18 protein-coding genes and 1 pseudogene are annotated in these 16,932 nt (G+C 64.5%); 11 read left to right on the forward strand and 8 right to left on the reverse strand.

All coding sequences use genetic code 11. The features are described from left to right. The first annotated feature begins 107 nt into the window (after window positions 1-107). A complete protein-coding gene (locus NO366_RS10160) occupies window positions 108-1,793 on the forward strand; it encodes a hypothetical protein (RefSeq protein ID WP_256530680.1) in 1,686 nt (561 codons plus the stop codon). 140 nt (window positions 1,794-1,933) lie between these two features. Here NO366_RS10160 and NO366_RS10165 read toward each other — a convergent pair whose 3' ends face one another. Then, window positions 1,934-2,089 (reverse strand): hypothetical protein, encoded by a 156-nt coding sequence (locus tag NO366_RS10165; RefSeq protein WP_256530681.1) that lies wholly within the window; start codon window positions 2,087-2,089, stop codon window positions 1,934-1,936. A gap of 162 nt (window positions 2,090-2,251) precedes the next feature. Here NO366_RS10165 and NO366_RS10170 point away from each other — a divergent pair, with 162 nt between their 5' ends. After that, window positions 2,252-2,425 carry a protein translocase SEC61 complex subunit gamma gene (locus NO366_RS10170; protein WP_256530682.1) on the forward strand — a complete coding sequence of 58 codons (174 nt, stop codon included), beginning with the start codon at window positions 2,252-2,254 and terminating at the stop codon, window positions 2,423-2,425. Further along, window positions 2,425-2,862 carry a transcription elongation factor Spt5 gene (locus NO366_RS10175; protein WP_256530683.1) on the forward strand — a complete coding sequence of 146 codons (438 nt, stop codon included), beginning with the start codon at window positions 2,425-2,427 and terminating at the stop codon, window positions 2,860-2,862. Before NO366_RS10170 ends, NO366_RS10175 begins: the two co-directional genes overlap by 1 nt. Window positions 2,863-3,190: 328 nt before the next feature. Here NO366_RS10175 and NO366_RS10180 read toward each other — a convergent pair whose 3' ends face one another. Beyond that, the gene (locus NO366_RS10180) at window positions 3,191-3,481 is read right to left on the reverse strand and encodes a DUF7565 family protein (RefSeq protein ID WP_256530684.1); all 291 of its coding nucleotides are present in this window, start codon (window positions 3,479-3,481) and stop codon (window positions 3,191-3,193) included. A 118-nt stretch (window positions 3,482-3,599) separates the two neighbouring features. Between NO366_RS10180 and NO366_RS10185 the strand changes: the two genes are divergently transcribed. Next, window positions 3,600-4,397: a PHP-associated domain-containing protein gene (locus NO366_RS10185; protein ID WP_256530685.1), complete on the forward strand. Its 798-nt coding sequence runs from the start codon at window positions 3,600-3,602 to the stop codon at window positions 4,395-4,397. Window positions 4,398-4,612: 215 nt separating this feature from the next. After that, window positions 4,613-5,107, forward strand: a complete 495-nt coding sequence (locus tag NO366_RS10190) for a hypothetical protein (RefSeq protein WP_256530686.1) — start codon at window positions 4,613-4,615, stop codon at window positions 5,105-5,107. Window positions 5,108-5,168: 61 nt separating this feature from the next. Here the strand turns inward: NO366_RS10190 and NO366_RS10195 are convergent, their stop codons facing one another. The 3 genes from NO366_RS10195 to NO366_RS10205 all read right to left on the reverse strand — a co-directional run bounded on the left by NO366_RS10195 (window position 5,169) and on the right by NO366_RS10205 (window position 8,039). Beyond that, window positions 5,169-5,624, reverse strand: a complete 456-nt coding sequence (locus NO366_RS10195) for a DUF5615 family PIN-like protein (protein WP_256530687.1) — start codon at window positions 5,622-5,624, stop codon at window positions 5,169-5,171. Between the two features lie 92 nt (window positions 5,625-5,716). Beyond that, a complete protein-coding gene (gene polX, locus NO366_RS10200; protein WP_256530688.1) occupies window positions 5,717-7,492 on the reverse strand; it encodes a DNA polymerase/3'-5' exonuclease PolX in 1,776 nt (591 codons plus the stop codon). A gap of 106 nt (window positions 7,493-7,598) precedes the next feature. Then, the gene (locus tag NO366_RS10205; protein WP_256530689.1) at window positions 7,599-8,039 is read right to left on the reverse strand and encodes a DUF5788 family protein; all 441 of its coding nucleotides are present in this window, start codon (window positions 8,037-8,039) and stop codon (window positions 7,599-7,601) included. 125 nt (window positions 8,040-8,164) lie between these two features. Between NO366_RS10205 and NO366_RS10210 the strand changes: the two genes are divergently transcribed. From NO366_RS10210 to NO366_RS10235, 6 genes and pseudogenes are all read left to right on the forward strand, one after another. Then, entirely contained in the window at window positions 8,165-9,088 is a 924-nt protein-coding gene (locus NO366_RS10210) for a rhomboid family intramembrane serine protease (RefSeq protein ID WP_256530690.1), read from the forward strand. A gap of 34 nt (window positions 9,089-9,122) precedes the next feature. Further along, the gene (locus NO366_RS10215) at window positions 9,123-10,007 is read left to right on the forward strand and encodes an endonuclease V (protein WP_256530691.1); all 885 of its coding nucleotides are present in this window, start codon (window positions 9,123-9,125) and stop codon (window positions 10,005-10,007) included. Window positions 10,008-10,098: 91 nt separating this feature from the next. Then, on the forward strand, window positions 10,099-10,617 hold the full coding sequence (locus NO366_RS10220; protein WP_256530692.1) for a DUF7342 family protein: 519 nt from the start codon (window positions 10,099-10,101) through the stop codon (window positions 10,615-10,617). A gap of 5 nt (window positions 10,618-10,622) precedes the next feature. Next, the gene (locus tag NO366_RS10225) at window positions 10,623-11,069 is read left to right on the forward strand and encodes a hypothetical protein (protein ID WP_256530693.1); all 447 of its coding nucleotides are present in this window, start codon (window positions 10,623-10,625) and stop codon (window positions 11,067-11,069) included. A gap of 64 nt (window positions 11,070-11,133) precedes the next feature. Next, a complete protein-coding gene (locus tag NO366_RS10230; protein WP_256530694.1) occupies window positions 11,134-12,072 on the forward strand; it encodes an SDR family oxidoreductase in 939 nt (312 codons plus the stop codon). A 14-nt stretch (window positions 12,073-12,086) separates the two neighbouring features. Beyond that, window positions 12,087-13,526 (forward strand): annotated as a pseudogene (locus NO366_RS10235) (glycerate kinase type-2 family protein). A 58-nt stretch (window positions 13,527-13,584) separates the two neighbouring features. Here NO366_RS10235 and NO366_RS10240 read toward each other — a convergent pair. The 3 genes from NO366_RS10240 to NO366_RS10250 form a co-directional block, all read right to left on the reverse strand. Next, window positions 13,585-14,280 carry a DUF7847 domain-containing protein gene (locus NO366_RS10240; RefSeq protein WP_256530695.1) on the reverse strand — a complete coding sequence of 232 codons (696 nt, stop codon included), beginning with the start codon at window positions 14,278-14,280 and terminating at the stop codon, window positions 13,585-13,587. A 114-nt stretch (window positions 14,281-14,394) separates the two neighbouring features. Then, window positions 14,395-15,675 carry an ArsA family ATPase gene (locus tag NO366_RS10245; RefSeq protein ID WP_256530696.1) on the reverse strand — a complete coding sequence of 427 codons (1,281 nt, stop codon included), beginning with the start codon at window positions 15,673-15,675 and terminating at the stop codon, window positions 14,395-14,397. Window positions 15,676-15,817: 142 nt separating this feature from the next. Then, entirely contained in the window at window positions 15,818-16,918 is a 1,101-nt protein-coding gene (locus NO366_RS10250) for a pyridoxal phosphate-dependent aminotransferase (protein ID WP_256530697.1), read from the reverse strand. Between the last annotated feature and the right edge of the window lie 14 nt (window positions 16,919-16,932).

The following is a 16,932-nucleotide window of genomic DNA, read 5'->3' on the forward strand; positions in this document are numbered from 1 at the left end:
ATCGGTTTAATTCGTCGATGGAATTATATATGATATCAAAAACTCTATAATAATGTATGTAGGTTCTACTTAGAAACATTTTTATAAGAAAATAGATTGTGTAAGGTATGGGCCAACCTATTGGTTCAACACGAAGATCGATTCTGAAACTACTCGCCAGTGCCGGAGCTGGGGTGGGTGCACTAGAAGCGGCGAATTTACCGGTTATCGCCGGCGGTGAGCCGAATTATAGTACCTTCCAGGATGTTTGTGGTGACTCTCTCAGCTTTTATGAACCTGTGTGGGCGACGCGGAATTCGGAGCACTACGAATTTGAACGTGCCACAGGGAACAAGCGGTACAGTTCGTACCAGTACGTCGACTATCACGGGGCTGGCTGGAATGAGTTGGATGAGACGTGGGATCACTTCTTTACGTTCACAACCATTGCGTTGAGTTCAAAGCAGAATTTGGATGCACTCGCGCCAATAACGGCAGACGAAACCACGAATAAGTCTGCGGACCTGGGGCTCACCGGGACGGAAGCAACTCCCGAAGTGCCTTCTTCAGGTGAAAGATTACAACCTACCGATCCGGTGAATGACTCCTGCACTCCGGTTCCGAGTGCAGATTTTAAGAATCACGATATATCGATCGAACTAGATACTCCAGATTTCGGTGAGATTGGGGTCACGTTTGGGGGGGACAATATCCTCTTTTTTGGATTCGAGCCATTCCTGGTTGATGACAATGAGGCTGACTGTAACCTTGACATGTACGAATATCCGGAACTTTTCGAGGATATGTGGGCGGATGATTGGCGCTCACACTCCAGTTTCGACTCTCAATATGATCAACTGAGGGAAACTCTCTCACACACCGTTGACCAAGATACGGAGACAACGTTGATGGATGTTGGGATCGGTGGACTTTCGATTCTCCTTGGATCCATCACTCGTCTGGGGGCTGTGCAGGACACGATAAGTCTCGCCGAGCTTGTGAATGATTATGCTTCTACGAGATCACCTCCTGAACCGGACGAAGGGTTTCATTATAGCTATGATCCGGGATGGAACCCGATAACGGGGCACCAATTTTCGTTCAAAGTCCGAACCGAACCCAGTGAATCATCTTTCGCTGCTTCGCTTGAGATCAAATCCGATTTCCTGAACGAACTAGATCCAGTGACCACAACGGTGGATGTATGGACTGCACCAAATCCAAATACCGGATCACATGATCCCGAACCGGGCGACAACCTGAGTTATATTGTGCCTCTGGATCATCTCCGTAAGAGTCTGGCTGAACCCGTTGGAGTGGAGGATGTTTCTGTTCCCTTGAATTCGAATGGATTGTCTGCCGCTTTGGATGCCCCGCCGGAAGCTTCGGTAGACGAAGAATTTACCGTTTCTGCATCCATATCGACCAGCGGAAGGAGTGAAGTAGCATACGTTTCGTGGCTTCGTCATGGACCGCTTGCTGACAGTTCAGATGACGCGACGGGCGGTGATTGTTGGTTCGTTGCCGGAGAAAGTGATATCGGATCTGATGTTCTCACTCAGACGCTGTCGTATGACGAGGTCGGTACTGCAGTTGTCTATTTCGTCCTTGCCGACCAATCACATGTTCTCCTAGAGGAGGTCGAAATCGATATCGTCGAACCGAGTGGAGGCGGCGGTGGCGGCGGTGGCGGTGGTGGCGGCGGTGGCGGTGGTGGCGGTGGTGGCGGCGGTGGCGGAGGCGGCGGTGGCGGAGATGACGACGATGACGACGATGACGATCATTGTGGTGAGTGGGGGTGCATCTACCCGTAACCGGAGTCGATCGCTCCACCCACGGCCAGCCGGTATTTTGAATCGCAGACGCGATTATCTCGTACCGATCCACGAGTCTGTCGGCATGGATTGATCCAGACCACTGTGGCTATCGTGGCGTGGTCACTCTTCTCGTGCGGTTACGTGTCTCTCCGCAGTGCGCTCTGCCCACCGAGGGCGTCGTCCCCGTCGTTGACCTCGTCCGGGTCGCGATCGATCCGTTCGAGTTCGTCTTCGATCTCGGCGGTTCGTTCGGCCTCGAGTTCGTCCCGTCGATCGGTGTCGTCTTCTGCCATGGTCGGGCCTACACGGGTCGCGTCCTCGACGTGACGGCCGTCACCTGCAACTTCCGGCACCGGACGGGTCCGGTGAACGGCGGCTCACCTGTACCAGTTCACCCGCTCGTCGCCCGCCGACGGAAAGACAGATAAAAGGGCACGCGCGTTGTTTGGCCAGCCATGAACGTTCCCTACGATCTCACGTCGTACGTCCGCGTGCTGAAGATGGCGACGACGCCGACCCGAGAGGAGTTCTCCCAGGTGTCGAAGATCGCCGGTGCCGGCATCTTCCTCATCGGCCTTCTTGGGTTCATCATCGGCGTCACGATGGGTCTGCTGACCGGTGGCTTCTGATGGGGATCTTCGCCGTCAAGACGACCGCCAGTCAGGAACAGACCGTCGCGGACATGATCATCAACCGCGAAGAGCCCGAGGTCCACGCTGCGCTGGCCCCCGACTCGCTGACCTCGTACGTGATGGTCGAAGCCGATAATAACGCCGTCCTCGAACGCGTTCTCGAAGACATACCACACGCGCGAACGATCGTTCCCGGCGAGTCGGACATCTCCGAGGTCGAGCACTTTCTCTCGCCCAAACCGGACGTCGAGGGAATCGCCGAGGGCGACATCGTGGAACTCATCGCCGGCCCGTTCAAAGGCGAGAAGGCCCAGGTCCAGCGCATCGACGAGGGCAAGGATCAGGTGACGGTCGAACTCTACGAGGCGACCGTTCCCATCCCCGTGACGGTGCGTGGAGATCAGATTCGCGTGCTCGATAGCGACGAACGATAGTTCGTCGGACCATGCGAATAGTGCGAGGCGACGCCTCGCATACCATACGAACGGGCCACGCGGCACGAAGTGCCGCGAGTCCGTGAGTAGACGGCGCATTGCGCCGTGAGCAGACAGTGATGAGCGCTGACGCGCTCATCAGGCAGTCAGCGCGGCGCAGCCGCGCTGAATATAGCGACGAGCGGTGAGCGACGTGAGCGGCTCGTCGGGGACACCTCGTTGGTACCGATAGGACCTGTGTCCGGAGCGGCGTGACCGCCCACGACATCGATACCCCTCACAGCCGTCGCGACCGGCGTGCGTCCGTTTGCTCCGCTGAACCCGGTCGTCACGAAGACCCGAGCATCTCGGCGAGTACCTCCTGGTCGATAGCCGACGTCACGTCGTCGAGCAGCTTTTCGCGCGTGCGGATCGCGGCCGAGTCGGCGTCGTACGCGCGGACGTACTCGGCGCGGCTGTGGTTCGTGAAGGTGTGATAGATCGCCAGGAACCCGTCCGGGACGACGGTTCCGCAGATCTCGCACTCGCGTCGCTCGTGCGCGTCGGCCTGGTGGGCGATTGCCGATTCGACGTCTTCGAAGACGGAACCGCAGCCGTCGATGCCACACTCCCAGGCCATTACGCCTTCGATTGACAGGCCTGCCTAATGGCCTTTTCGCCCATGGGGTTCGCCCCGGGGAACAACCCAGATTTCCGAACCTGGCACGGGGATGCACTCCGAAGCGGGTGCCGAATAAATGGTAACACCTACTTTCTGTCGATCGGTATCGGCCGGTGTGCCCGCACAGTACTGCGCGGATCTCCACGTGAAGGTGTTGTCCGATCGCGTCGTCGCTCGGGCGAAACGCCTGGGGCTGGATGCGCTGGTGTACGCGCCACACTTCACGCCGTTGTCCGAGATCGAGGCGACTGCTGCGCGGTACGCGGACGACGAACTGGCGATCGTTCCCGCCAGAGAGATATTCACCGGCACCTGGCGCGACCGCAAGCACGTTCTGGCGCTCGGACTGGAGGGGCCGATTCCGGATTTCATCACGCTGGAGGGAGCCATGGCGGAGTTCGACCGCCAGAACGCGGTCGTACTCGTTCCCCATCCGACGTTCGCGACGGTCAGCCTCGGACCGGGCCAGATACGCCAGTATCGAGACAGCGTCGACGCCATAGAGGTGTTCAACCCGAAGCACCTCCCGATGCACAACCGTCGCGCAGCGACCATCGCTGCCGAACTCGACCTTCCCGTCTACACCTCGTCGTACGCCCACCTTACCCGGTCGATCGGTCTCGCTCGTACCGTGTTTCCGACGGAGATCGACGCCGAATCGGGGTTGCTCGACGCACTCGAAGACGGCGCGGATCGGCGGATCGACCACGCCGATGGCGTTCGTCGCTGGCTCGGGACCGGAAGCGAACTCGCTCACCTCGTCTGGGAGAACACCTGGGAGAAGGCGCGGCGTATTCCCGGCCCCGAAATCGAGCCGACCCATCCGGACGATCCCAGGTACGAGGGACGATTCGACGACGTCAGCGTCTACTGAGGTCGAGACGGGTAGAATTGGACGTGTCTCGCACTCTGCCGTGGGTGACTCGGTGGCGAGTATCCGATCCGACCGCGGTTACGGACGGCTACCGTCGTGTAGTCGGGAACTTCTCGTCGTATTCCGCTCCTGCCTCGGTGTAAGGGTCGATGATCCTCGTGGTCGGTGTCGGCAGGGACTCATTAGTAAACAGTCGTGATGGTCAGGCCTCGGGTATGGATCGACGCTCGGTCCTGGTTGGAAGTGGTACCGCATTCACGCTCGCCCTCGCCGGCTGTATGGGAGGCGACGGGACGGACGAAGACGAGCCCCAAAACGACGTCCAGACAGGTGGTGAGACGAACGAGGACGACGAGACCACCGACGGAGACGACCTGCCCGGTATCGACGCCGACGACCTCGATCGACTCACCGAGTACGTCTCCGTTCGAGAGGTCTCGATCGAAGACCGGACGCTCACGATCGTCGCCGATCTCACGGTCGACTCCAAGAAGAAGGGGATGACCGATCTCGGTGACGGACTGAAGAAGGGCCTCTCGGACGTCCACGAGCTGAAGAAGAAGATCGACTGGGTGAAGATCGTCCTCTACGACACCGGCGAGACGGTCTTTACTACGAAAGTCAACGTGGACTGGCTCGTCAAACTGGTCGACGAGGAGATAGACATGGAGGAATTCAGGTCCTACCTCGAGGACGACGGAGACGACTGAGTACGCAGCGGATCGGCCGACTGGTGGGGTCGAGGCGTCGCGGCGTCCCGCCACAGAACCGTCACGTATCCGGTACGATCGACGCCAGCGTCTCGCGGACGCGATCCCAGTGACTGCCGCGCCAGAAGTACTGCCCGCAGTCGCGACACTGCCAGCAGCGCTCGTCGGCGGGATCGGGCGCGTACGCCGGCGTCACGCCGCCCGGTTCGACCGGCCCGAGCCGACCGTTGCAGCGCCCGCACCGAGTCGGCACGTCGGGGAGCGTCAGGTCGATCCCTGCAGCCAGGACGTCCGCGAGCTGTCCGTTCACGTCCCGCGATTCGAGGAGAACCGATGCTGCCGCTCTATCTGCGAGCGCCACATCCCGTGTGAGTATCGTCCGATCCGCAGCGGCGGCGACCGAGAGGACGTCGTCGTCCGCTTCGAGCCCCCGATCGCCGGCGTATATCGTGTCGTGGCCGCACATCCGCAGATAGGAGACGAGTCGGCCACACATCACGTCGACGAGCAGGCGCACAGGAGGTGTTCGCGTTCGAGTGACAAAACGTCGTCCCGTCTCTCTCTCTCTCTCTCTCTCTCTCTCTACGTCGGAGCCCCGACCCGCTGCGTTCAGTGGAGGAACGATTCGAGGTCGGGCAACTCCCACGTGTTGACGACGTCGTTCGGTTCCGCCCAGCCGCGGCGGGCGGTGTGGACGCCCCAGCGAACGAACTCGAGCGTCGCGGGTCGGTGCGCGTCGGTGTCGATGGCGATCTTCGCCTCTTCGTCGATGGCGGCCTGGACGGCGCTCCCCCAGAGGTCGAGCCGGCGGGGATTCGCGTTCACTTCGAGCGCGGTGTCGTTCGCCGCGGCGGCCTCGCCGAGTGCGCCCGCGTCGATAGCGAGCCCCTCGCGCTCGTTGAGCAGGCGTCCGCTGGGGTGGCCCAGCACGTCGATGGCGGGGTTCTCGATCGCGCGGATCAGCCGTTCGCCGGCCGTCTCGGCGTCTTGATCGAGTGCGCTGTGGGGCGAGGCGACGATCAGGTCGAGGGCGTCGACCACCTCGTCCGAGAGGCCGATCGCTCCCTCGGCGTCGACGTTCGCCTCGATGCCGGCGAACACGTGGACGTCGTACTCGTCGTCGATGGCCCGGATCTCGTCGACCTGGTCCAGTATCTCGGCCTCCGAGAGCCCCATGCCGCCGACGACGCCCGGGCCCTGGGCGTGATCGGCGACGCCGTAATACTCGTAGCCGCGATTCTCGGCGGCGGCCACCATCTCCTCGATGGAGTTGTTCCCGTCCGACCACTCGGTGTGCGTGTGCAGATCTCCGCGAACGTCGGCTTCGGTGACGAGGTCGGGCAACGCACCGGCTTCGGCGGCGTCGATCTCGCCGCGATCCTCGCGAATCTCCGGCGGGATCCACGGGAGGCCGAGCGCGTCGTACATGCTCTCTTCCGTTTCGCCGGCGACGCGCTCGCCGACGCGCTGACCGCCGCCGACGTGCTGGGGGTCCGCGTCGGGGTCGGCCTCGAGTTCGGAGACGTCGAACGCGCCGTACTCGTTCAGCTTCATCCCGCGGTCGATCGCGTAGTTGCGCAATCGGACGTTGTGGCCCTTGCTCCCGGTGAAGTACTGCAGCGCCGAGCCGAACTCCCCGGGGACGACGAGCCGGAGGTCGACGCGCATCTCGCCGACGCGGACACTCGCCTTCGCCGGCCCGGACTCGATCTCGTCGTCGATCGAGTCCCAGGCGAGGAAGTCGTCCACGACGGCGTCCGGCTCGTCCGTCGCGGCCAGCACGTCGACGTCGCCGATCGTCTCGCGCCAGCGCCGGATCGAGCCGGCCACCTCGCAACGCTCCACGCCCGCGATCCCCTCCAGGTACGCGAGGACGTCGTCCGCGAGCGGTCGGGCCTCGCCGACGAGGTGGCGCTGACCGACGGTGCGCGCGAAGTCGATGTTCTCCAGAATGTTCTGCTCCGTCTTCGCGCCGAACCCTTTCACTTCCTGAATCTCGCCGGCCTCAGCGGCCGCCTCCAGATCATCGAGTGTCTCGATTCCGAGTTCCCGATAGAGCACCCCGACCGTCTTCGGACCGACGCCCTCGACGCGGGTGAGGTCGGCGATGTCGACCGGAAGCTCCGCGCGCAACTCCTCGAGCTCCTCGATCTTGCCCGTCTCGACGTACTCGACGATCTTCGACGAGATGGCGTCGCCGACGCCCTCGATGTCGTCGATCGCGTCCTCGTCGCCCGACTCGACCGCCTCGGCGATGGGGACGGGGTGTGCGAGGATGTTCTCCGCGGCGCGCCGGTACGCCCGCGGCTTGTACTCGACGTCGTCGGCCTCGAGCAGGTCGGCGAACTCCTCGAAGCGCGCGGCGAGTTCCGCGTTCGTCGTCATACCGGGTCGTTGCACTCCGGGTGCCTTAGTGTCTGGTACCCGCGGGCCGGTTCGCAGCGCTGCGGGTCGAGTCCGGCTCACTCTCGTCGGTGCGGATCAGTGAGTTCTAACGCCCGCGACGGCTCGCCGCGTCGTCCTCGTCTCCGAGCGCCTTCTTCAGGAAAGATAGCCAGCGCTTGCGGTCGGCGATCTCCTGCGTTTGCTGTTCGCGCTCGAGGTTCGTCGGGCCCAGATTCTCGAGGGCGTTCAACGCACGATCGATGCCGATGATCGCACGTGCCAGTTCTTCGCCCTCCTCGAACGTGATGTCTCCCGCTTCGATCTGCTCGACGCGTTCGACGCGCTCCCGGCGCAGATTCCGCTTGGCCTGGTCGACGCGCTCGCGTTCGCCAGCTGGGATCGTCTCGCGGCGCTTGATCTCGAAGACGAACGACTGCAAGTCGAGCTCCTCGCCCTGCACGTCGATCCGGTTGGGGATGTCGACGCCGACCGTGGCCCCGTCGCGCTCGACCCGTTCGAGTAACTGAGAGCGCTCGTAGGGTTGCACACCCGACCATCGGGCATCCGGAGCCAAAAGTCCCACGTCCGGCGACGGGGCACGCAGTCGTCGCTGTGCCTGCTCTCCGTCGAAAACCCCAAACCCCATAGCCATCCGTCTCTTAGCCCAGCGCAATGGCGACGTGTGACGTGTGTGGGGCCTCGGTCAGTATGCCCTACAACTGCCGACACTGCGGCGGCACCCACTGCTCGGAGCACCGGCTGCCGGAGAACCACGACTGCTCCGGCCTCCACGGCTGGAACGACCCGAGCGGCGTCTTCGATAGCGGGTTCGACGAAACGGTGAACGGCGAGAACGCCTCGACGACCGATCGGATCCTGGCGAAACTGCCGATCGACACGGGCCCGGGCGGCCCGCTCGCGTACTTCCGCGGGAACGTGACCTACACGATATTGCTGTTCATGTGGGTGACGTTTCTGGCACAACTCGTCGTTGAATTCATCTATCCGCAATATTACCTTCGTATCTTCACGCTCACGACCGCTCATCCCGAATACGTCTGGACGTGGGTCACGTCGATATTCTCCCATGCTGGTCTCACCCACATCGCGTTCAACAGCATCGCGATCTTCTTCTTTGGCCCGTTGCTGGCTCGATACCTATCGGATAGACAGTACTGGGCACTCTTCCTCGGTTCCGGGGTGCTCGCTGGCCTCTCCCAGCTTCTGTTCAGCTTTGTTACCAGCCAGCCGGCCATTATCCTCGGCGCCTCCGGCGGTGCGATGGCCATCCTCGGCGTCATCACCATCTTGCACCCGAACCTCAAGGTCTACTTCATGTTCTTCATCCCGATGCCGCTGTGGGTGCTGACGCTCGGGTTCGCCGCCATCAGCCTCCTGTTCATGGGTGGTGCAGGTGGCGGACTGGGTGGAGGTGTCGCCCACGCCGCCCACCTCGTCGGTCTCCTCGTCGGTCTCGCCGTCGGCGAGTACGTCAAACGCACGCAGACGGTCCGCGGACCGAAGCAGTTCCAGCTGGGACCGGGCGGCCCCGGTGGGCCGGGGGGCCCCGGCGGACCCGGGCGCGGTCGTTTCTGATCGCACTCCTCGATGCGGCTCAGATCTGCTCTCCATGCCCGTCCATCATCCCGACTTCGTACCCGATCCCTCGCTCTCGCGCGACGAGATGGAATCACAACAGCGTGCGATCGCCCGGCACGCCGTCTTCACCGACGACCTCTGGTTCGATCCGGCGCTGCTCGGCGATCCGATCGCACGGGCGACGGCCGACGCGTCATCCGGTCCCGACAAGGATGCAGATAGTGCGAATCGAGACGATGGGACCGCCCCGCTCGTGGCCGGCGTCGATCAGTCGTTCCTCCTCGACCAGGACCGCGCGCTCTCGGCGATCGTCGTCCTTCGGTCCGCTGGCACGGGGTGGGACGTCGTCGAGCAGGTCCACGCGGTGACGCCGCTCGAAATCCCGTACATCCCCGGGCTACTCTCCTTCCGTGAAGGAGGGGCGATCCTGGCGGCGGTCGAGGAATTGTCCGTCGAACCCGATCTGTACCTCTTCGACGGCAGCGGTCGCATTCACTTCCGGCAGGCGGGTATCGCGACCCACATCGGAGTTACGCTCGACGCGCCGAGTATCGGCGTCGCGAAGAACCTCCTCTGTGGCGACCCCGTCGATTCCACGGAGGGGCTCGCGGCCGGCGAGCGAGTGGCCATCGGGGCGAACGCGGACGTCGAGGGGCCGGCCAAGTTGGGCACCGACGAAGGCGACGCCGGATCCGCCGGTGATCCGGACTGGCCCACGATCGGCTACGCCGTCCAGTCGAAGCAGTACGACTCGCCGAATCGCCACGTCAACCCGCTTCTCGTGAGTCCGGGCCACCGTGTCTCCGCGGCCACGGCGGCGGACATCGTCCTCGCGTTTGCGGCGGGGTACAAGCTGCCCGAACCGACGCGGCTCGCCGATGCGTACGCGGACGAAGTGAAGGCGGAGTACCGATAGAGGGTGCACTGTCGTGCGGCAACCATAACTGGTGGCCCAATAATATGGGGATAGTCCGAATGTATATGGGTGCTGACGACGAACGACCAGTATGGAAACGTGGAGTGACTCGACTACGGCCCGGGAACGCGTCGAGACGATCGCGACGACGCTCTCACGGCCGCGGACGGCCAACTGGGTCGCAGACCAGGCGGACGTGAAGTGGGATACGGCCAAGAAATATCTGGACGAACTGGTCGAGTCGGGCGAACTACTCGTCACCGACTCGGGCGAGTACGTTCCGGACCCCACGCGGGCGTACTTCGACCGGTTACGAGAACTCATTCTGACGAACGACCGGGAGTCGCTGCGCGGCGAACTCGCGGCGATCGCCGACCGCATCGATTCGTGGAAACGTGAGTACGACGTCGACTCCCGCGACGAACTCGAGCAATCGCTCGCCAGCGATCTCGGCCCCGATGCGGTTCGCGACCGCCGACGAGCGATCCGTCGCTGGGAGACCAGCGAGCGAACGCGAGAGACGATCGCCGCGGCACTCGCGATCTACGACGACGTGACGACGCTGACCGACGAGATACCGGAGTCGGCGACGCTCGAAACGGCCGGGTGAGTTCGATGGGACCGATACTCGGGGTCTGGAGTCCCTCGGAACGCAACCTGCTAGAGCGAGTTCATGATCGACTGGTCCGGACGGCCGGGTGCGAGCGCGTTCGGTACGTCCCGTCCAGAATCGACGCGAACGAGGTCGTCTGTGCCGTCGATCCGACCGTCTTCCTCGGTCGGTCGTCCGACGGATCGGCGAGGCTTCGCGTCGAGTTCGACCTCACCGGTGACCGCCCGCACTACTGGATTCAGTGGTGGGAACCGGAGCTGGAACACGGATTCGGGTGGCACTGCGACGAGACGGAACCCGAGTACGGACCGGTTCATTTTCAGGTCGAGTATCCCGACGGTTCGACCGAGCGCGAGTCTGCACCCACCGTCGAGGACGAACAGCCGTACCGGACGTTCGAACGTCGATTCGGGGCGATCGAGTCGCGACTCGACGACCTGGACTGGTAATCGGATCACCAGTGCGGCGAGAAAATCGGCGGGACTTACGTATCCGGACGTGAACGGGTCTCGTATGACCAGTGCGACGGCGGCCGACGCGGGCGAGTCGGCGGACGCCACGCGAGCGGACCGAACGGAGCGATCGGACGAGCGCGACGGGACGGCCGATGTCCTCGACGAGGATCGGTACACGCGAAAGCAGAGCGTGCTGATCACCGGGTGTTCGTCCGGGATCGGGCGGGCGACGGCGCTGGCCTTCCTCGACGAGGGGTGGACCGTCGTCGCGTCGGCGCGCGATCCGACCGACATCACCGACCTCGCCGAGGCTGGCTGTGAGACCATCACGCTCGACGTGACCGATCCGGACCAGGTGGCGACCGTCGTCGAGCGCACGGTCGCGGAGACCGGCGCGATCGACTGCCTGGTGAACAACGCGGGCTACGCCCAGATGGGTCCGCTGGAGGACGTTTCGCCCGAGGATCTTCACCGGCAGTTCGACGTCAACGTCTTCGGTCCGCACCGACTCACGCGCGCCGCCCTGTCGCACATGCGCGCGCAGGGCGACGGCCGGATCGTCAATGTCTCCAGCATCAACGGTCGGGTCTCCGTCGCCGGGTCTGGCGCGTACGCCGGCTCGAAGCACGCGATGGAGGCGATGAGCGACGCCCTCCGCGTCGAGGTCGACCCGTTCGACGTCGACGTCGTCCTGATCGAACCGGGGCCGGTCGAGACGGCGTTCGCCGAGCGCGTCGATGACGAACTCCCGGACTCCCGGACGCCCGACTACGACGATATCTACGAGATCTTCGAGGACACGCAACTGATCGGCGGCAGCGGGCCGCTGGCGAGTCCGCCGAAGGACGTCGCCGACGCCATCGTCCACGCCGCGACCTGCTCCGAGCCGCCGGCGCGCTACCCGGTCGGTCCCGTCGCTCACTACGGCTCGTACGCGCGATTCCTCCCGGACCGGATCCGCGACGGACTCTACGGCCTCGTCCGGAAGCTCGTCTGAGGGGTTCGATCCCCATGTTCGACCGTCGCGACAGACACGCACGGACGCCCGCTCGCGAGGTCGCCCTGTCCTGCCTCGAAGCCGGGATCGACGCCGCGACGCTGTCCCGACTCGTCGACGAGGCGGTCGAGTTCGACGACGACACCCTTCGAGTCGTCGACGAGACCTACGATCTCTCGACGTTCGACAGCCTCCTCGTCCTCGGCGGTGGGAAGGCAGCCGACGGGCTCGCCATCGCGCTCGACGCCGTTCTCGGCGATCGGATCGACGACGGAGTCGTCGTGACGTCCGCAGGGCGCCGGACCCCGTCAGCGTGTGCGGCCACTGGAGCCGAGACCGATCCCGTGAGCGCGGCCACGGGCCGCGAGACCGAATCCGCGCGCGCCGGCCGCATCGAACTCGTCTCCGGAACCCATCCGATGCCGACCGAGCCGAACGTCGACGCCACGACCGACCTCCTGGAGCGGGCCCGCGGTGCGGACGCCCGGACACTCGTGCTCGCGCTCGTCACCGGCGGCGCCAGCGCGCTCCTCTCGGTGCCCGCCCCCGGGATCGTCGTCTCGAACCTCGCGGCGACCACCGACGCACTCGTCGAGAGCGGCGCGTCGATCGACGAGATAAACGCGGTCCGGAAACACTGCTCGTCGATAAAAGGCGGGCGACTCGCCCGGGCCGCCGCGCCGGCGACGGTGGTCACGCTCGCCATGAGCGACGTGATCGGTGACGATCCGGCCGTGATCGCAAGCGGACCGACCGTTCCCGATCCGAGCACGTTCGACGACGCGCGAGCGGTCCTGGATCGATACGGGCTCGTCGACCGGGTGCCCGACGCGGTCGTGGCACACCTCGACGCGGGCGTGGCGGGCGAGGTGGCAGAGACGCCGACGGCCGACGATCCGTCGTTCGAACCTGGGCACTGGCACCTGCTCGGAAACGGTCGCACGGCCATCAGCGCCGCAACAGACGCAGCCGAGGCGGCCGGCTTCTCATCCGTCGTACTCTCCGGTCGGATTGCGGGCGAGGCCGCCGACGCGGGTCGGTTCCACGCCGCCGTCGCGGCCGAGATACGGGCCTACGGCGACCCGGTCGAACCGCCGGTCGTTCTGGTCTCCGGCGGCGAGGCGACGGTGTCCGTGACGGGTGGCGGCACCGGCGGGCCGAACCTGGAACTGGCGCTGGCTGGCGCACTGGAGCTGGCGTCGAGCGACACGGACGCGGTGCTCGCGAGCGTGGACACGGACTGAATAGACGGCGCCTCGGACGCGGCGGGGGCGATCGTCGACCCGCATACCGTCTCGGGCCGTCGTCCGGCCGCACGCGACGCGCTCGCTGCGAACGACGCGGAGAGGGTCCTCGACGAGGCGGATGCACTGCTTCGAACGGGACCGACGGGGACGAACGTGAACGATCTGCGCGTCCTCGTGCTCTCAGCGGGACCCCATCCCGACCCGTGATCGCGCTCCGTCGTCAGAACGGCTGTATCGTGTCTCTCGTCGACTGTCGGCTGTGTGGTTACGCGCCTGCCCAGTCGTCTCCCGAGTCAGCGACGTTCGAGCCTGGCTCCCGGTTCTCCACGTAAATGCGCGCGTACGCCATCTGGACGACTGGCTGGGCGAACGCAGAGATGAGAACGACGATTGCGACCAGGCCGACGACCATCCCGGTTTCGGACCCGGCGGCGAAGAACACCACCGGCGTCGTGACGAGCATCGCGGCGAAGACCAGTCCGAACACGATGAGGCCCAGTCCGAAGATCTTCAGCAGGTTCCCCTCCGCGACCTCCCAGCTCGTCGAGAGGCTATCGAACGCGTTCTCACCGTCGATCACGCAGGCCGCTGGCGCCAGCGAGAGCCGGAGTGCGAGGTAGATCCCGGGAATGATGAGGAACAGGAACCCCACACCGATCAGCACCGAACTGATGAGCCAGATGCCGACGAGCGATAGCAAGCGACCGAGCACTTCTCCGGCCGCCCCTCTGATGTCTGGCGTCTCCCCGACGAGTTCGTCTCTGGCGACCAGCTGGGCGATGCCGTTGATGTACAGTGCCAGGATCCCGAAAAGGGCTCCGAGGAACGGAATCAGAGAACCGAATCCCACGATCACGGTCCCGACGAGGAAGACGAGGATGAGGGCCGGATTCTCGCGCAACCAGCCCATCGATTCACTGAACGTTCCCACTGCACCTTTCCGATTAACATTCGAAACCATATGTGATGGTTCCTTCAATTGTTTAAAATAGTATCGGTTTGGAATACTACTCGGATTGTCGAAATAGATCGTGTCGGTCGGGCCTGCGGGGGTACGTACTGGGTGGTTCAGCCGTCACCGCCGCAGACACGCCGCCACGACGGCGAGCATCTCCTCGCCGCGAACCTCGTCGGCGAACAGCGGGACGCGCCGGACGTCGGTACCGCGAAAGAGGTCCTGCGCGGCGGTCAGCGCGTCCTGCTGGACGTCCCATCGCCGCTGGCAGAACGCACAGTCGTCGAGGTTCGGACTCAAAAACTCGCCGTCGACCGCGTCAGTCACGTCGGTGAGTGGCTCCATGACGCGGTTGACGACTACGGTGCCGACGGGAATGCCGACGTCATCGAGTTGCTCACGCAGCCGTGTCGACTCCCGGACGCTCATCTCTTCGGGGACCAGGACGATCCGGAAATCTGTCCGATCGGGGTCTCGAAGCACCCCTCGGAGGCGCTCGATCCGATCGCTCAGTTCCTCCAGGTCCGAGACGTCGAACTCCCCGTTCGAGTCTCCCTCACCGCCGCCGAACAGCCCTGTGATCCCATCGATCATGCTCCCGATACGCTGGCGGAACGTGAGGACTTTCCCGACCATCGAGTCGAGCAGTTCGGGAAGTTCGAGCAGCCTGAGGGTGTGGCCAGTCGGCGCCGTGTCGACGACCACGCGGTCGAACCGGTCGTCGTCCAGGTACTCGAGGAGCAACTGGACGGCCGCGGCCTCGTCGGCGCCCGGCATCGTCCCGCCGAGGAGTCCCTCCATCGGGTTCTCGCCTCCCATCGCGCCGGCGAGGCCGCCGAACGGACCGGCCGCGTCACCGTCGAACGGTCCGGCCCCGCCGGGTGGATCCGATTCCGCGTCGCCGAACGGATTCGAATCGGCGCCCTCGAACGGGTCGGCGGCGGACCCGTCATCGGTTGCGGACTCGGCCGTCCCCCCGAAGGGCCCGCCCGGCCCGCCGAAGGCCGTTTCGCCCGATTCCATCGCAGCTTCGGGATCGATCTCGACGCCCCAGAGCGGGACGTCGTCGGACAATCGCGCCGGTTCGCTCGGGACGTCGGTGTCCAGCGCGTCGGACAGCGAGTGGGCCGGATCCGTCGAGATCACGAGCGTTCGCGCGCCGCTTCGGGCACTATCGAGCGCAGTCGCCGCGGCCATGGTCGTCTTCCCGACGCCGCCCTTTCCGCCGTAGAGGACGTACGACGGGCCGTCGAGTGGCTCGTCTGATCCGTCGTCGACATCCACGTCGATTCGCTTTGTACTCCGCGCCTCGACGTCGTCTTCGGTGATCGAGTCGGTCGGCGTCACCTCGATCTCGTTGTCCTCACCGTTCTCGACCGGTTCGACGTCGAGTCCGCTCATGGAGTCGAGTAGCCAGTCCGCGCACGAGTATTCGTCGGTCTCGAACCGTGAGGATCCTTCTGGCTCGGTATCGCATGAGACCGGCGTCGAAATCGAAAGGATATCGTCGGCTTCGGGACCGCTGGGCGACCGCTGTCTCCGCTCAGGTAAAGTACTCGGCGAGCCGGTCGGCGGCTTCCTCGACCCGGGGCGTGACGAGCGCGAAGCGCAGCCACGGCTCGCAGCTCTCCCCGAAGGCACTGCCGGGCATCCCAGCTACGCCGGCTTCGTCGATCAGCCGCTCGACGTTCGAGAGCGTCCCCGGGTAGTCGTCGAAGCGCGCGAGGACGTAGAACGCGCCGTCCGGGCGGACGTAGTCCGCACCAGCCCCGTCGAGTGCGTCGGTGAACAGATCGACGCGCTCGCGGAGGAGTTCGCGGTTCGCCTCGTGATAGGCCGGGTCCGTCTCCTGCAGTGCCCGGAGGACGGCGTACTGTGCGGGTCTGCTGCCGGCGACGTTGACGAGCATGTGGCGGCTCTTGGCGTCCTCGACGAGGTGGGACGGGAAGATCGCGTACCCGACCCGGAAGCCCGTGATCGCGAGCGTCTTCGAGAACGCGTTGGTGACGATCCGGTGGTCGGAGTCGACCGAGAGCGCGCTCGTGAAGGTGCCCGAGAGGTCGTAGTGGTCGTATACCTCGTCGGAGACCAGGATCGCGTCGTTCGCTTCGGCGACCTCGACCAGCTCGCTGACCGTCTCCTCGGGATACACCGCGCCCGTCGGGTTGTTGGGCGTGTTCACGACGATGGCGGCGGTGTCATCGCTCGTCGCGGCGCGCACGACGCTTGGATCGAGATGCCCGTCGGCGCCGGCGGAGACGTAGTGGGCGGTCCCGCCGAGCATCGTCGTCTTGCCTGGGTAATACGAGTAGACCGGATCGGTGAGGACGATCTCGGACCCCGCGCCGCGTTCCAGCGCGCGGGCCATCGCGAGGTAGTTTGCCTCACCGGCGCCGTTCGTGATCACGACCTGTGAGGCGTCGACGCCTCGACGCTCGGCGATCTCCTCGCGAAGCGGTCGAATCCCCTCGCTCGGCGGGTACTGGAATCGGTCCGCGTCGAAGTCGGCGTACTCCCGCAGGCCGTCACGGAGCGCCTCAGGCGGCTCCCAGTCTGGGTTTCCGCTCACCATGTCGACGACGTCGTGGTCGGCCTCGGCCGCGTACGCCATCACGTGGAAGAACAGCGGCGTCTCGTACTCCATACGCGTGGAAGGGA

It is taken from the genome of Halovivax cerinus (assembly GCF_024498195.1).
GTDB classification, from domain to species: domain Archaea; phylum Halobacteriota; class Halobacteria; order Halobacteriales; family Natrialbaceae; genus Halovivax; species Halovivax cerinus.

What these genes read in the sequence shown, in the direction of transcription:
- NO366_RS10160 (WP_256530680.1), top strand. Translation starts at nt 108, where the DNA reads ATGGGCCAACCTATTGGTTCAACACGAAGATCGATTCTGAAACTACTC.
- NO366_RS10165 (WP_256530681.1), bottom strand. Translation starts at nt 2,089, where the DNA reads ATGGCAGAAGACGACACCGATCGACGGGACGAACTCGAGGCCGAACGA.
- NO366_RS10170 (WP_256530682.1), top strand. Translation starts at nt 2,252, where the DNA reads ATGAACGTTCCCTACGATCTCACGTCGTACGTCCGCGTGCTGAAGATG.
- NO366_RS10175 (WP_256530683.1), top strand. Translation starts at nt 2,425, where the DNA reads ATGGGGATCTTCGCCGTCAAGACGACCGCCAGTCAGGAACAGACCGTC.
- NO366_RS10180 (WP_256530684.1), bottom strand. Translation starts at nt 3,481, where the DNA reads ATGGCCTGGGAGTGTGGCATCGACGGCTGCGGTTCCGTCTTCGAAGAC.
- NO366_RS10185 (WP_256530685.1), top strand. Translation starts at nt 3,600, where the DNA reads ATGGTAACACCTACTTTCTGTCGATCGGTATCGGCCGGTGTGCCCGCA.
- NO366_RS10190 (WP_256530686.1), top strand. Translation starts at nt 4,613, where the DNA reads ATGGATCGACGCTCGGTCCTGGTTGGAAGTGGTACCGCATTCACGCTC.
- polX (WP_256530688.1), bottom strand. Translation starts at nt 7,492, where the DNA reads ATGACGACGAACGCGGAACTCGCCGCGCGCTTCGAGGAGTTCGCCGAC.
- NO366_RS10210 (WP_256530690.1), top strand. Translation starts at nt 8,165, where the DNA reads ATGGCGACGTGTGACGTGTGTGGGGCCTCGGTCAGTATGCCCTACAAC.
- NO366_RS10215 (WP_256530691.1), top strand. Translation starts at nt 9,123, where the DNA reads ATGCCCGTCCATCATCCCGACTTCGTACCCGATCCCTCGCTCTCGCGC.
- NO366_RS10220 (WP_256530692.1), top strand. Translation starts at nt 10,099, where the DNA reads ATGGAAACGTGGAGTGACTCGACTACGGCCCGGGAACGCGTCGAGACG.
- NO366_RS10225 (WP_256530693.1), top strand. Translation starts at nt 10,623, where the DNA reads ATGGGACCGATACTCGGGGTCTGGAGTCCCTCGGAACGCAACCTGCTA.
- NO366_RS10230 (WP_256530694.1), top strand. Translation starts at nt 11,134, where the DNA reads ATGACCAGTGCGACGGCGGCCGACGCGGGCGAGTCGGCGGACGCCACG.
- NO366_RS10240 (WP_256530695.1), bottom strand. Translation starts at nt 14,280, where the DNA reads ATGGTTTCGAATGTTAATCGGAAAGGTGCAGTGGGAACGTTCAGTGAA.
- NO366_RS10245 (WP_256530696.1), bottom strand. Translation starts at nt 15,675, where the DNA reads ATGAGCGGACTCGACGTCGAACCGGTCGAGAACGGTGAGGACAACGAG.
- NO366_RS10250 (WP_256530697.1), bottom strand. Translation starts at nt 16,918, where the DNA reads ATGGAGTACGAGACGCCGCTGTTCTTCCACGTGATGGCGTACGCGGCC.